Source organism: Asticcacaulis sp. (assembly GCF_047605585.1).
Classification (GTDB): Bacteria; Pseudomonadota; Alphaproteobacteria; order Caulobacterales; family Caulobacteraceae; genus Asticcacaulis.
This window is the reverse complement of sequence record NZ_JASGFK010000004.1, coordinates 204,082-218,107: the sequence shown is the minus strand read 5'-3', so window position 1 is coordinate 218,107 and position 14,026 is coordinate 204,082. Positions and strand designations below refer to the sequence as shown.

At 59.9% G+C, this 14,026-nt stretch carries 14 protein-coding genes and 1 riboswitch; of the genes, 8 read left to right on the top strand and 6 right to left on the bottom strand.

What is annotated here, in order from left to right:
* Positions 1–50: 50 nt before the first annotated feature.
* Complete coding sequence (locus QM647_RS12960; RefSeq protein WP_414995944.1) at positions 51–2,516, bottom strand: glycoside hydrolase family 9 protein; 2,466 nt, start codon at positions 2,514–2,516, stop codon at positions 51–53.
* Between the two features lie 123 nt (positions 2,517–2,639).
* Here QM647_RS12960 and QM647_RS12955 point away from each other — a divergent pair, with 123 nt between their 5' ends.
* From QM647_RS12955 to rpmB, 5 genes are all read left to right on the top strand, one after another.
* Positions 2,640–2,936, top strand: a complete 297-nt coding sequence (locus QM647_RS12955) for an RNA-binding S4 domain-containing protein (protein ID WP_414995943.1) — start codon at positions 2,640–2,642, stop codon at positions 2,934–2,936.
* 188 nt (positions 2,937–3,124) lie between these two features.
* Positions 3,125–3,463 (top strand): ferredoxin FdxA, encoded by a 339-nt coding sequence (gene fdxA / locus QM647_RS12950; protein ID WP_414995942.1) that lies wholly within the window; start codon positions 3,125–3,127, stop codon positions 3,461–3,463.
* Positions 3,464–3,515: 52 nt separating this feature from the next.
* Positions 3,516–3,755, top strand: coding sequence for a DUF1294 domain-containing protein (locus QM647_RS12945; RefSeq protein ID WP_414995973.1), 240 nt, complete (start codon positions 3,516–3,518; stop codon positions 3,753–3,755).
* A gap of 376 nt (positions 3,756–4,131) precedes the next feature.
* On the top strand, positions 4,132–4,647 hold the full coding sequence (locus QM647_RS12940; protein ID WP_414995941.1) for a CarD family transcriptional regulator: 516 nt from the start codon (positions 4,132–4,134) through the stop codon (positions 4,645–4,647).
* Positions 4,648–4,870: 223 nt separating this feature from the next.
* A complete protein-coding gene (gene rpmB, locus QM647_RS12935; RefSeq protein ID WP_414995940.1) occupies positions 4,871–5,164 on the top strand; it encodes a 50S ribosomal protein L28 in 294 nt (97 codons plus the stop codon).
* Between the two features lie 62 nt (positions 5,165–5,226).
* On the opposite strand, the gene QM647_RS12930 is transcribed toward rpmB, so the two are convergent.
* From QM647_RS12930 to QM647_RS12915, 4 genes are all read right to left on the bottom strand, one after another.
* Complete coding sequence (locus QM647_RS12930; protein ID WP_414995939.1) at positions 5,227–6,210, bottom strand: esterase-like activity of phytase family protein; 984 nt, start codon at positions 6,208–6,210, stop codon at positions 5,227–5,229.
* A gap of 66 nt (positions 6,211–6,276) precedes the next feature.
* Entirely contained in the window at positions 6,277–8,136 is a 1,860-nt protein-coding gene (gene cobT, locus QM647_RS12925; RefSeq protein ID WP_414995938.1) for a cobaltochelatase subunit CobT, read from the bottom strand.
* 169 nt (positions 8,137–8,305) lie between these two features.
* Positions 8,306–9,307, bottom strand: coding sequence for a cobaltochelatase subunit CobS (gene cobS / locus QM647_RS12920; protein ID WP_414995937.1), 1,002 nt, complete (start codon positions 9,305–9,307; stop codon positions 8,306–8,308).
* A gap of 97 nt (positions 9,308–9,404) precedes the next feature.
* Positions 9,405–9,854 carry a GFA family protein gene (locus QM647_RS12915; RefSeq protein WP_414995936.1) on the bottom strand — a complete coding sequence of 150 codons (450 nt, stop codon included), beginning with the start codon at positions 9,852–9,854 and terminating at the stop codon, positions 9,405–9,407.
* Between the two features lie 72 nt (positions 9,855–9,926).
* On the opposite strand from QM647_RS12915, the gene QM647_RS12910 reads away from it, so the two are divergent.
* Positions 9,927–10,640, top strand: a complete 714-nt coding sequence (locus tag QM647_RS12910) for a GNAT family N-acetyltransferase (protein ID WP_414995935.1) — start codon at positions 9,927–9,929, stop codon at positions 10,638–10,640.
* 58 nt (positions 10,641–10,698) lie between these two features.
* On the opposite strand, the gene QM647_RS12905 is transcribed toward QM647_RS12910, so the two are convergent.
* Entirely contained in the window at positions 10,699–11,364 is a 666-nt protein-coding gene (locus QM647_RS12905) for a J domain-containing protein (protein ID WP_414995934.1), read from the bottom strand.
* A gap of 71 nt (positions 11,365–11,435) precedes the next feature.
* Here QM647_RS12905 and QM647_RS12900 point away from each other — a divergent pair, with 71 nt between their 5' ends.
* Together QM647_RS12900 and QM647_RS12895 are read left to right on the top strand one after the other, a co-directional pair.
* Positions 11,436–11,726, top strand: coding sequence for a BolA family protein (locus tag QM647_RS12900; RefSeq protein ID WP_414995933.1), 291 nt, complete (start codon positions 11,436–11,438; stop codon positions 11,724–11,726).
* Between the two features lie 47 nt (positions 11,727–11,773).
* Positions 11,774–11,960, top strand: a riboswitch (cobalamin riboswitch).
* Positions 11,961–12,082: 122 nt separating this feature from the next.
* A complete protein-coding gene (locus QM647_RS12895; protein WP_414995932.1) occupies positions 12,083–13,942 on the top strand; it encodes a TonB-dependent receptor plug domain-containing protein in 1,860 nt (619 codons plus the stop codon).
* Positions 13,943–14,026: the final 84 nt, after the last annotated feature.

Here is a 14,026-nt window from a genome sequence, read left to right as displayed (position 1 = left end):
TCCATTTCAGGGTCCGCTTATGCGCATACCACGTGACAGGCTTGTGACAGTTACCGCTTCTGCGCCGCCGCCAGGACCAGGAACATGTAGTTGGTTTCACCGCCGCCCATGACATACTCCGTCTGCTGCCAGAAATAGGGCCAGGTCTTCAATTCCGGCAGGTCGGGACGGATCAGGGCTGTGCCGGAAATGACGCCGCCGGGGATATAGGACCAGTCGGCGCGGTTGGCGCCATAGGCCGTGGTCGCCGACTTCGCCCCGACACCGGAGGCAAAAGACTCCGTGTTTTCTCCCGGATGGACTCCCAGCACGAAGTTCAGCGCCTCCATCTGCAGGGTATCGGGCGTATATTGCGGCCAGGCCTTGCGGAAAAAGTATTGCTGAACGCCAAATTCCTGAATCTGCCAGCCGGCGCCCCAGATATAAGGCACATAAGGCACGCCGTAAGGCGTCTTCGTCGCCTCATCAGCCAGCTTCGCCTGATAGGTCTTCACCGCCGCCCCGACATCGTTGATAAAGCGCTTGTCCTTTATCAGCGGCATGGCGGAAGCCAGCATCGCGCCCGTCTGATCGATATGGGTGACAATCTCAGGCTTGAGCGCTACCAGCCGTTTGAGGATGGCCGCATCCTGCGTGGTCTGGGCCAGTTCGGAAAGGACAAAGACCCTGGCTTGCAAATCGGTGGCGCGGTCATAGGCCCTGGCATAGATATCCTGCGCCGCCGACAGCGCATCGGCCGACATCTGCGGATTGGCCGTTTTCAACACGCGCGAAGCCGTGGCCAGTTGCGCGGCCGTGCCCAGTTCGCGATTGGGATTGTCCTCAGTAAAGACCCAGCGGTCATCGGTCAGTGACGAGGTCGTGGCGGTGCGTTCGCCCGATTTCAGCGCCGGGTCGTAGTCGAGATTATCTGTCTGGGTCGAGATATCGCCGAGCAGGGTATATTGCTCAAGCGTCGGCTCTATGATGCCTCGATAGGTCCGCCCCAGCGCCTTGTAGCCGCCCAGCACCGACAGCAGGCCGTGCTCGATCTGCTGGATGGCGTCATTCTGGCCGTCCGGCCGGTGGATGTCGGCTTCCTTCTTCGCCTCGTCGATGGTGGTCGCGTCGTAATTCAGGCCGAACTCCTCAACCATCTTCGACAGCAGCCACACCGTGCCCATCTGGCTCTCGACGCGCAGGTCATAATCGCCGGCATCGTGCCAGCCACCGGAGGCCAGACCCGGCACGCGGTCGCCGGGCTTGTATTTGGTGAGGGTATCAGCACCCTGGTCATAGCCGTCGAAATGATTGCCAACCTGCGCCATGCGGGCATCGTCCTGATGATCGAGACCGTGCCAGGTGCGGTAGTTTTCCCTGACCAGCATATGACACATCTGAACCGGCAGGAAATATTCCAGGGTCGGCTGCCAGACATGGCGATCATAGACATCATCGGCGATTCTGAACGTGCCAGTGTCCGCACCACGATAAGCCAGCAGATACATACCCGGCGTTTTTACCGCCGTCAGGTCGGCGGTCAGGTAATTGTAGCGCAGGAACTGCCCCCATGGTTTCGGTGTATAGCGCGCCACCTCCACGCGTCCTGTCTCCGTCAGTTGGTAAAGTATCAACGGATCGGCCTGCGTGTCGCGCTTATCCTGCTCAATAATGATGGTCTTGGCCTGATCCGGACGGTAACCGACCTGGCTGACCTGCACTATGGGCTTATAACGCCAGTCGGGATCGACATTCGGTGTAATCGTCCAGGTAATCGCGTCTTTGGTAGCCCCCGGACGCGTAACTTCCCGGACTATATACCAGCCATTATTGACATTGCCGCGGCCATCTAACAGTTCCAGCTCGCCGGTCTGGCTCTGAATGGTCATGCGTTGCAGTGGGCTTTCCGGCGCCACGGTCAGGCTGTGGCCCTTGGCCAGCGGGGCGGTGATGGTCTGACCATGATCATCCGACATGCCGCCATTGGCCTGGCGCGGGAAGATGCCGCTCCTGTCATCCATCAGCCAGGACTTGCCGAACAGATCGGTTGGGAACAGCTCGAAATTGAAGCCCACCTTGCCTTCCCAGTCCCTGGGCAGGGGCTTGTCGAGATCGACGGATACCCTGAAGCTATTGCCCTCCAGAGGCGTGACGCGAACCTTATAGCTGAAGTTCAGATCGGGATAATCGATCGGATTGAAGCCCTTTCGGTTCTTGGTCTCGTCCGGATAATGCAACGCCTGGGAAACGCTGTTGGTCGTCGCATCGACCACGGGCTGGCCATCGCCGGCCGGCATGGGCGACCACTGGCCGGGTGAGGGCTCCAGCCGCAAATCGCCATTGGCCGCCACGCGCACGCCATGCTGGATGACCGTCACGCCGGTCTGGTGGCCATCGGGATAGATGTCGGCGAAAACGGTAACGTTCAGTCCCGGCGCTTCGAAATAGCCCTTGTCATTGAGCTTCAGATTGGGCTCGGCCGCCGCAGTTCCCGCCATCAGCGCCAGACATGATACGGCCACCATCCACTTGATCATGATATCTTCTCCCGAATAGCCCTCTCTGTGACGGGGCCTGTTTCTTTTGGCGACTATAGCGAATGACCATGCCGTCACAAGCGCCGGTTTGACATTTGCCCGCGCCGTTCCAATATCTGCGCCATGCAGACAGATTCCTCTTCGGTCCGGCTCGATGTGTGGCTCTGGCGGGCGCGTTTCTTCAAGACGCGGGCGCTCTCCGCCCGAGCGTGCGAAAGCAGCCATATCCGGCTGGAACGCTTCGGCAAGGTGACGCGCATTGAGAAAGCCTCTGCCACTATCAAGCCCGGCGATCGGCTGATCTTCGCTATCGGTACGCGTCTGTTCGATATCGTCGTACAGGAAACCGGTGAGCGGCGCGGTCCGGCAACGGAGGCGCAAGGCCTCTATCTCGTGAAGGCCGCACCAGAAGAGGCCTGAGCATGCCCGCCTCAAAGCACATGAGAATGAGGCGCAAAGTCTTTGCAGGCAAGCTTTCGCGACGATAAGGACGGATACTAATCCGTCGGATTAGAACAAATCAGGTTTTCACAGACGGCGGACTCTTGACATGGCGGCCTTATCTGAGCATGAGGCACTTTCCGCTTTTGTAATCGAGGCTTTTGACTATGACCTACATCGTTATGGACCCTTGCGTGAAGTGCAAGTTCATGGACTGCGTGGAAGTCTGTCCGGTCGACTGCTTCTACGAAGGCGAGAACTTCCTGGTCATCAATCCGGACGAGTGCATCGATTGCGGCGTCTGCGAGCCCGAATGCCCGGTTGACGCCATCAAGCCGGACACCGAGGACGAAGGCACCAAGTGGCTGGAGATCAACACAAAGTACGCCGCCGTCTGGCCGAACATTTCGGAAAAGGGCACCCCACCCGCCGATCGAGAGGAGTTTGAGCGCGAAACCGGCAAGTTCGAGAAGTACTTCTCGGAAAAGCCCGGCGACGGCAAATAGGCCATTGCCCTTCTGGCCGGTCTGCCTGCTTTATGGCGCACTTATCAATCTCGTGACATGGCACGCCTGGCGGCTCGATAAAAAATACGCCGTTATGCGAGAAAAACGTATTTCCGAGCGGACACTCCTGACCCTCTGCTGGCTTGGCGGATGGCCTTCTGCCCTCATCGGATCGCGCGTTTTTCACCATAAAGGCAGTAAAAAAGCCTTTATTCACAAGGTTTATCGCGCAGCAGGCTTTGAATGCGCAACTCTGTGCGCTATCCTGCTACTATTGTGGCGGCCCGTGTGAGCGCTAACGCTCCAGCCCTTTATTTTGCCGTAAATTTGTGATATACACGTCATATTGCAAGAGTCGCACGGCCTTCTTCTGTCCCCGTATAGGGATAAGCCAGACCAATACGATCCGCGCAAATCTTCGTTTGTTTCAGGCGTTCATACCCGCGGTTCCCGCGGGTTTTAAATGCACCATCGACGCAGGTCGGATGACAACCTTGTCTTAGTTAAGAATAGCGCACGCTGACCATCCCCATGAGGGCTCTCTTGAGGATGATTTTGTGCGCTCTAATGTGTCCTTCAGCCCCTCCCCGGTTGCTGGAGCGAGACGTCTTGACACCTAAGAGACCCGATTGTCCGCCGCTTTGCCCCAACCTCTCGAAAGGTTCGCCATGTCCGACACCCTCACCCTTTCCCGTCACGAATTCGCTGTAGGCGACAAGGTTGTCTATCCTGCTCACGGCGTTGGCCAGATCGTTGCCATCGAGACCCAGGAAGTGGCCGGTTATACTCTGGAAGTGTACGTGGTGACTTTCGATCATGAGAAAATGACCCTGCGCGTGCCGACCAAGAAGGCCAAGGTGGCCGGCCTGCGTCACCTCGCCCATGAAGCCGTCATGTCGCAAGCCCTGGTCACCCTCAAGGGTCGCGCCCGCATCAAGCGCACCATGTGGTCGCGCCGCGCCCAGGAATATGAAGCCAAGATCAATTCCGGTTGCCTGGTTTCGCTGGCCGAGGTCGTTCGCGACCTCTACCGTTCGGACAGCCAGCCCGAGCAGTCCTATTCCGAGCGCCAGCTCTATGAATCGGCCCTCGACCGCATGGCCCGCGAAGTGGCGGCCATCGAAAAGATCGACCGTGACTCGGCCGTGGCTATCCTCAACAAGAACCTGACCAAGGCCGCCTAGGCCTTTTTCGGATTCGCTGCGATCAAGCCTCCTGACTCCGGTCAGGAGGTTTTTTGTTTTGCGCGCATGCTGGCTGTAAACCTTGCGACGACTGAGTTTAAGAGTCTAAAAATGCCTTTTAACTCTTGACCTCCCCCTCTCATTTGCCTATAGAACCGCCTCTCGCGCGACGGACAGGTGTCTGGACGTGCTCATATATTCGTTTTAATCGAAGGTATATCCCATGTCGCGTCGTTGCGAACTGACCGGTGTCGGTCCCATGGTCGGCCACAGCGTCAGCCACTCGAACATCAAGACCAAGCGCCGCTTCCTGCCGTCGCTTCGTCAAATCAACCTGCAGTCGGACGCGCTGAACGCAACGTTCCGCCTGAAGATCTCGAACGCCGCCCTGCGCACGCTCGACTTCCGCGGCGGCCTGGATGCCTTCCTGGTCAAGGCCGACGACGAAAACCTGTCGATCCGCGCTCGCCGCATCAAGAAGCAGATCAAGGACAAGCTGGCCGAGAAAGCCGCTTAATCCCTGCGGATTATCGAATACATAAAAGCCCTGAACCATCGGTTCAGGGCTTTTTCTTTGGTTCACAGTGTCCAGTCGAAGACCAGCAGTTTCGGCTTGCCGTCGTCCTTAAGGCTGTCGCTGATCAGAAAGATGCGGTAGCCGGTCGCGGTTTTGACCGCTGATACGCCCTCGAAATTATCGACCGGCAGGGGCGGTGTGATCTTCGCCATGTCGCTGACCACGGCGAGCGTATTGCCCTCCAGATGCAGCAGGCGCAGCATATTGCGCGGGCCGGTGATCGGGTCGTAATAGCGATAGAGACCCAGAATATCGTGATCGCGGCGCGCATCGGCATAATCGACCACAGCCAGCGAGGTCATCATGTAAAGAAAACCCGGCGTGGCGGGACCGTGCACTTCGATGCATTTATTGAGCGCCAGTCCGCAGCGCCAGAAACCACCCGATTCGACGCCGATCAGCAGGGTGTCACCCCTCGCTTCCTGTATGTAGGTCACCGCCTCCATACCCTGATTGGGAGGGAAGTTAGGCAGGCCGGCCAGCGGCAGGGTTTCACTGGCCGCTTTCCAGGGATTGCGCTTGCCGGCGGCCGTAAATCTTAATACCCGCTGATAACCTTCGAAGGAGACATACCGGTCAGACGTCAGCGGATCGACCGTCATGCCTTCGGAATCGGCCAGATCCTTGTAATCAAAGCGCTTGCCGTCGCTGCCCAGCAAAGGGTCAATCTCCAGCGGGCTGTCGAGATAGCCGCCCTTGCCATCCGGCTTCAGTTCGAATTGCGCCATGGCACCGAAATCGCTGACGGCTTCCACCTTGAGCGTATCGCCAGCAGGAACGACATGCAGATCGGACAGGCCCACCAGTTCGGAAGTGCCCTTCGCCTGCAGCTCATAGCCACCGACATAGCGCACTTTCGGATTGACCGGTTTCGGGTCGCTGCCCTCCAGGACGCGAAAGCTGACGGTCGGCTTTTGCAGATAGGGCTGCGGCTCGGCACGGACCGAGGTGGCAAGAAGGGCCAGGCAAACCAGAATAACGCGCATAAAATTTCCTAGCACAGGAAAACAAGAAACCCCACCAGCGACGCGCAGCAATGGTGGTGGGGTTTCTTACTTCTCTTCAAACAACTCGGTGAGCTTATCCATCAGCCCGCCTGCCAGATGCTCTACATCGATCAGGGTCAGGGCGCGCTTGTAATAGCGCGTCACATCGTGGCCGATACCGATGGCCACCAGCTCGACATGCCTTCCCGAGGTTTTGGGCGCCGTCTCGATATCGTTGATCACCTTGCGCAGGTGGTTTTCGAGATAATGCCCGCTGTTGACGCTCAGGGTCGAGTCATCGACCGGCGCGCCGTCCGAAATCACCATCAGGATCTTGCGTTGCTCCGGGCGATTGACCAGACGCGAATAGGCCCATTGCAGGGCTTCGCCGTCGATGTTTTCCTTGAGCAGGCCCTCGCGCATCATCAGGCCGAGGTTCTTGTGCGTCCGGCGCCAGGGATTATCGGCCGCCTTGTAGATGATATGGCGCAGATCATTGAGCCGCCCCGGATTGGCCGGCTTGCCCGCCCGCACCCAGGCCTCACGCGACATCCCGCCCTTCCAGGCCTTGGTGGTGAAACCCAGGATCTCGACCTTGACGCCGCAGCGCTCCAGGGTCCGTGCCAGCACGTCGGCGCAGATGGCGGCCACCATGATCGGCCGGCCGCGCATCGAGCCGGAATTATCGAGCAGCAGGGTCACCACCGTGTCACGGAACTCGGTGTCCTTTTCCTGCTTGAAGCTGAGCGGCGCCGATGGATCGGTGATCACGCGGGTCAGCTTGGCGGCATCGAGCACGCCTTCTTCGAGATCGAACGACCAGGAACGGCTCTGCTGGGCCAGAAGCTTGCGTTGCAGACGATTGGCCAGTCGCGACACCACCGAGGCCATATTGGCCAGTTGCGCGTTCAGGAAACCGCGCAGGCGCTCCAGTTCTTCCGGATCGCACAGCTCCTCGGCCGTGATCACCTCGTCGAACTGCTTGGTATAGACCTCGTAGTCTTTTTTGATATTGGCGTCCGGCTGGTCATTCTCGCGACGCTCGGCCTCACCGGCCTCGCCATCGGGCGTCTCGTCGGTCGAGGATTCGGAGGCCATTTGCGGGTCGCCCTGCATCTGGGTGTAGTCGTCCTCACCCTCCTGCGGCTGATCCTGTCCGGTCTGCTCCTCCGGCTGATCCTGTTGCGACTGGCTATCGTCCTGCTCGTCTTTTTCGGGGGCGTCTTCCTTGGGGCTGTCGCCCTCGCTCTCGCCCTCCTCGCCTTCGTCCTTCTCGTCCTCGGCGTCCTGGCTGTCGTCCTTCAGATCGAGCGCCGTCAGGATATGGCGCGCCTGTTTGTTGAAAGCCTTCTGGTCGTGGATAAGCGCAGCCAGCTTTTCCAGTCCGTCGCCGGTCTTTTCCTCGATTTCGGCGCGCAGCAGATTGACCACGCGCTGCACGGAATGCGGGATCGGATCGCCGGTGACCGCTTCACGCGCCATCAGGCCAAGGATTTCCGGCAGGCCGATATCCGCCTTGTCTTCCTTGCGATAGAGGCCGGAGCGTTCGAGATCGCCTTCCTGCGCCGCCAGCAGATTGCTGCGCACACCCCGCATGGCGCGGGCGCCGATCGCTTCCAGCCGCGCCTCTTCGAGCGCATCGAAGGCATCGGCGCTCATATCGTCACGCGGCCGCGCACGGGCATGAACCGCATCGTCGTGGTGGGCGCGTTTCAATGCCAGTCGGTCGGCCTGGCCGCGCACACGCTGGGCCAGTTTCGGCGCGAGGTCACGCGGCGGGTGCGGCAGGATCAGCTTGTTGCCGTCGATGCGCGGGCCATCGGAGCCGAAAACCACCTCCAGCTCAGCATCCTCCGCCAGGGCGCGGGTGGAATGCACCAGCGCCTTCTTGAACGGTTCGGAAAGGATGGTCGGCTTGTTGGCCATGGTCGGACAGATTTACTCTTCTTTCGCCTGCCCCATTTTGGCTGCCGCCGAGGCTGGGGAAGATGGCATTGAGCGAAGCGAAATGACGGAAGGGGCATAAGACAGAAGCTCCGCCCACCATCGCAAGCGATGGTCCCCCCTCCCCATAAATGGGGAGGGCGAGACAGGATCAGATCACCTTTACCTTCAGGGCACTTTCCTTCACGTCGGTGCCGAAAGCGCGCTGATAGAACTCGGCCAGGGTATGGCGCTCCAGTTCGTCGCTCTTGTTGAGGAACGACAGGCGGAAGGCCAGTTCGGGGTCGTTGTTGAAGATCAAAGTATTTTGGGCCCAGGTGATGACCGTCCGCGGCGACATGACCGTGGAGATATCGCCATTGGCGAAGGCCGAGCGCGACATGTCGGCGACGCGCACCATAGCGTCGATCATGCCCTTGCGTTCGCCGGTGTTGAATTCCGGCACCTTGGCCAGCACGATCTCGACCTCGGCCTCATGGCTGAGATAGTTGAGCGTGGTGACCAGCGACCAGCGGTCCATCTGGCCCTGGTTGATCTGCTGGGTGCCGTGATAAAGGCCAGTGGTATCGCCCAGACCGATGGTGTTGGTGGTCGAGAACAGACGGAAGAACGGGTTCGGCTTGATGACCTTGTTCTGGTCGAGCAGGGTCAGGCGGCCTTGCGCTTCCAGCACGCGCTGGATAACGAACATCACGTCCGGGCGGCCGGCGTCGTATTCATCGAACACCAGGGCGACCGGGCGTTGCAGCGACCACGGCAGGATGCCTTCCTTGAACTCGGTGACCTGCTGGCCGTCCTTCAGCACGATGGCGTCCTTGCCGATCAGGTCGATACGCGAGACGTGGCTGTCGAGGTTGACGCGGACCAGCGGCCAGTTCAGGCGTGCGGCGATCTGCTCGATATGAGTTGATTTCCCGGTGCCGTGGAAGCCCTGCACCATGACGCGGCGATCGAAGGCGAAACCGGCGCAGATGGCCTGGGTCGTCTGCGGATCGAAACGATAGGCCTCATCGATATCGGGCACGTGGCTGTCGCGGTGTGTGAAAGCCGGCACCTGCATGTCGATATCAATGCCGAACACGTCACGGACATTGACCTTTTTATCGGGCACATGGGACAGCAGCGGATCGGGATATTCAAGCTCGGCAGACATATAATCAGGCTTTCGGCAGCAAGGATGTACGGGTTTCAGCTAAGACTTTAGAGATCAGGAAACAACCCGTAATTTCGCGCTGCGCGAAGTTTTTTACTTATCGCTCATCCGGATACTGACGGCTTACCAGCTTGTCGAGAAATGGCGCAGCCTCGATATCTTCCAGCGTCGTGCGGGCGGGCCAGTCATTGACGTGATCGAGCCAGCCGATCCGCGCCTCCGTACCATACTGGATATGTGGCTCCAGCGTTTCGGGATGATCGAAGGCGCCTATCGACACCGCCATGCCGTCCGGCGCTTCATAGGTCAGGGGCGTGCCGCACTCAGGGCAAAAGCCGCGATTGACCAGATTGGAGGACGCGAAACGTTTCGGTTCGGCTTTCGTCCAGCGAAAATCAGTGCCGCGCACCGAGACCAGTGGCGCGAAGACATTGCCGAACGCCTTCTGGCACATGCGGCAATGGCAGATCGAGGCGTCCGGCAGCGGGCCGATCACTTCAAAACGGATGGCGCCGCACTGGCAGCCGCCTTTCAAGAGCTTGTTCATAAGCGCCTCCATAGCCATTTATAGCGCAAGATTCCGGCAGCAGCCGAATGCCTTTTCTGTTAGACGCACCGCATGAAGATCACTGAACTCGATAATCCCGCCTGGTCGGCCTTGACCGCCCGTCATTCGCACCTGGCCATCGGCGACGGACCGGTGCGGCGCTATCCGGCCGAGGTATCTCCCTTCGCCGCCATTGAAACGCCCAACGCCCTGCCGCTTCTCACCGAACGGATGGCCGAGGGCGAGACCGCCGTTTTATGGGCGCCCGAAGAACTGCCGACACCGCAGGGCCTGGACCTGCTCGTCCATTTCCCCATCCTGCAAATGGCCGGATATGATTTCCAGCCGGCCGATGTCGCTGATAACGCCCAACCATTGTCATCTGAAAACGTTGACGAGATGATCGCCCTGACCACCCTGATGAAGCCGGGGCCTTTCGGTACGCGCACCATCGAGATGGGCAGCTATATCGGCGTGTTCGAAAACGGCCGGCTGGCGGCCATGGCCGGCGAACGCATGAAACCGGCGGATTTCACCGAGATCAGCGCCATCTGCGTCCATCCGGACTTCCAGGGGCGCGGCCATGCCCGGCGACTGACATCGATTCTGGGCAAGCGCATCGTCGCCGATGGCCGCGTGCCGTTTCTCAATGTCCTGCCGGAAAATACCCCCGCTATCAGTCTCTATGAAAGCCTGGGCTTTACCCTGCGCCGCCGCCTGCATGTCCATCTGTTCCGCAAACCGGGCGGGGATATGGCGGACGATCCGTTCTTCAGCAGTCTTTAAATGAAAAAACCCTCGCACACCGGCGAGGGTTTTTTACTATGGAAAGGATGGCAAAAATCTATGCCAGGCTCATCTTTTTCAGAATTTTGTACGCCTTGATGACCCGTTGCAGCTTGTCCTCGGCCGAACGGTCGCCACCGTTGTTATCCGGGTGGCAGCGCTTGAGCATTTCGGTATAGCGCACGCGAATCTGTTCGGCCGTGGCGCCGACTTCCAGATCGAGATCGGCAAAGGCGCCGCGTTCGATCTTGCCGTACTGGCGTTCGGACTGAACACCCTTTTCCTTCATCGGGGCTGCGCCTGCGCCAAAGACGCTGTGCGGATCGTAGAAACCGCCGGCCTTGGTGCCCTTGGTGGCGAAGTTCGCCGCTTCCCGGCTGACGCGCGAGGCGCGGAAAGCCCAGGTCGGACGATCACCGGTGGCGATCGATTCGCGGTGGCGGCGGGCCTCGCCTTCGCTCATACCGGCGAAGAAGTTCCAGTTCTTGTTATATTCGGCCGCGTGAGCCATGCAAAAATTATAGTGCTCGTTCATCATTTCGCGCGACTTCGGCGCCTTGGCCGTGGCCGCCTTATGACATTCCGGCCATTCGCAGGGCTTTTCGCCCGGCTTGAGTTGCAGCACGTCGTCTTCGGGACGGCGCGTCTTTTCCTCGCCTTCCTTGGGCGGACGAATGCGCATATCCATGCCCATACGCGGTTTGTACTTAAATCCTTCGCTCATACCTTGAAATATGATCCCTAAATCTTAAAAGAAGCTGACATCCGGTCCATACCCTGAAAGTGAGGCAGAATATGGGAATCATTGCCGACCGCCTGAAGGCGAAGCTCAACCAGGCTCTCGCCCCGCAGCAATTGGAGATTCATGACGACAGCGCTAAACATAGTGGACATGCGGGCGCACGTGAAGGGGGCGAAAGTCATTTTTCCGTGCGTGTGGTATCCGAGCGCTTCGAAGGCCTGAATCGCGTGGCCCGCCAGCGCCTGATCAACAGCACCCTGGCAGAGGAACTGGCCGGTCCGGTTCACGCGCTTTCCCTGCAAACCCTCACTCCGGCGGAGGATGCGGCGCAAAAGCCGCACTGACGGGTCAATTGTGACAGGACGGTTGACGCGGCGCAACAAACGCCCTAGGTCCGCCGCGTGCCAACGGTGCCCGCGCGTCAAACCCGCGGGATAATAGGGAATCGGGTTGAACTCCCGGACTGTCCCCGCAACTGTAAGCGCCGAGCGAGCGACACACGTCACTGAGAGATCGGGAAGACGTCGCCCGCGTTCGAGGCGCGAGTCAGGAGACCTGCCTTGGCTGTCGTCCTTTGCGTGGCCGGGAAGTGCAGCGCAAGCAAGTCAGTTGCTTGAGAGACGATACCTTGTAAGCCGTAAGCGGCGCGGGCTTCGTCAGGCGCGTTTACGGCTTTCGTTTCTGACCGAAAGTCCCTTCGATGCGAAATCGCAAAACCGCCCTTATCCTGTCCACCGCCTTGCTGGCCCTTCCCGTCTTCGCGCATGCGGACGAGACCCCGCAGGAAATCATCGTCACCGTCACACGCGAGGCCCTGCCGGTCTCGAAAGTCGGCCAGAGCGTCGATGTGCTGACCGATGCCGATATCAAATCCTACCAGTCGCTGTTCGTGGCCGACCTGCTGACGCGCACCACCGACCTCAGCATCGCCCGTAACGGTGGCCCAGGCTCCACCACCACGGCCTCGATTCGCGGCGCCGGTGCCGATCACACCCTTTACATGCTGGATGGCGTGCGCCTCAACGACCCCTCGCAGGTCGGCGGCGGCACCAATCTCGGCCTGGTCAGCACGGACGATGCCTCGCGCATCGAAGTCCTGCGCGGACCTCTGTCCACCCTCTGGGGCTCCGGCGCCATGGGCGGCGTGGTCAGCATCACCTCGCGCACCCCGACGGAAAAGCTGGAAGGCGACCTGCGCGTCGAAGGCTTCGACCAGTACGGTTCCGCCCGTGCCGGCATCGGCGGCAAGGTGGATCGTCTGACCTGGCGCCTGTCGGGCAGCACCTATAATGATCGTGGTGTCTCCACCTATGCCGGCGGCAGCGAAAAGGACGGTTTCACCCAGACCACTCTGAACGGCAAGCTGCGTTACGATTTCAACGAGTCCTTGAGCCTGCAGGCCTTTTCGACCACCAGCCACAGCCGCGACGATTTCGACGGTTACCCGGCGCCGGACTATGTGTTTGCCGATACCGGTGAGTTCGGCAAGAACGATACCAGCCTGTCGGTCGTCGGCCTCACCCATCGCTTCGCGAAAGGCGAACAGGTCCTGTCAGTCAGCGTGACCGACAACGACAACACCTATTACAATGATGACCACACGCCGAACTATGACGCCAACGGCCATATTGAGGCCGCCGACTATCACGTCAGCTACCGCCTCGACGCGGCGACCCGCCTGCTTGGCGGCCTGAGCTACGAGCGCGACACCATGCGCATAGCCTATCCGTCCAGCTATGACCCGGATCCGGTGCCGACCCGCGCCTCTTCCACCCTGGCGAGCCTCTACGGCCAGGTGACTCACGATTTCGGCCCGCTCGATGTCGCCTTGAGCGCCCGTCATGACGATGCCTCGTCTTTCGGCGGTAACGACATTGCCCAGGTGACGGTCAATGCGCCACTGGGCGACCATTTCCGCCTCCATGCCAGCGCCGGACAGGGCGTCAAGGTGCCCAGCCTCTACCAGCTCTACAGCGACTACGGCACCTCCGGCCTGACCGAGGAGAAATCGACCACGCTCGATGGCGGCGTCGATTATGATTTCACCGGCGGCGTCTTCAGCGTCAGCCTGTTCACCCGCTCGGTGCGCGACCAGATCGACTTCGTCTATAGCGGCTGCCGCGATGACCAGGTCTACGGCTGCTACGGCAATATCGACCGTACAGAAACGCGCGGCGTTGAACTGGAACTGTCCAAAGACCTGACCGACGCCCTACACCTGCGCGGTAATTACACCTTCCTGCACGCGCGTGACGATGCCGGCAGCCTGCTGCCGCGCCGCCCGGACCAGATGGGCAGCCTCGATCTGACCTGGAATGCCACGGCAAAGCTCGACCTGGGCTTCGGTCTGCGTCATGTCGGCGAAGCGCTCGACACGGCCTATACCGGCATGCTCAAGGCCTACGACCTGGTCGACCTGCGCGCCGATTATGCCCTCAACGATCGCCTGAGCATCTATGGCCGTATCGAGAACGCCGGCGACACGCGTTACCAGACAGCTGGCGGCTACGGTCAGACCGGGCGCCGGGTGTGGCTCGGAATCCACGCCAGGCTCTTTTAAGTCGTAAACTCTTTTTGCAGCGCAGCATTCTTGGTATGTGCGGCGCGTTCGAATATTGTCATTACTGACTATGACTTTTGCGCG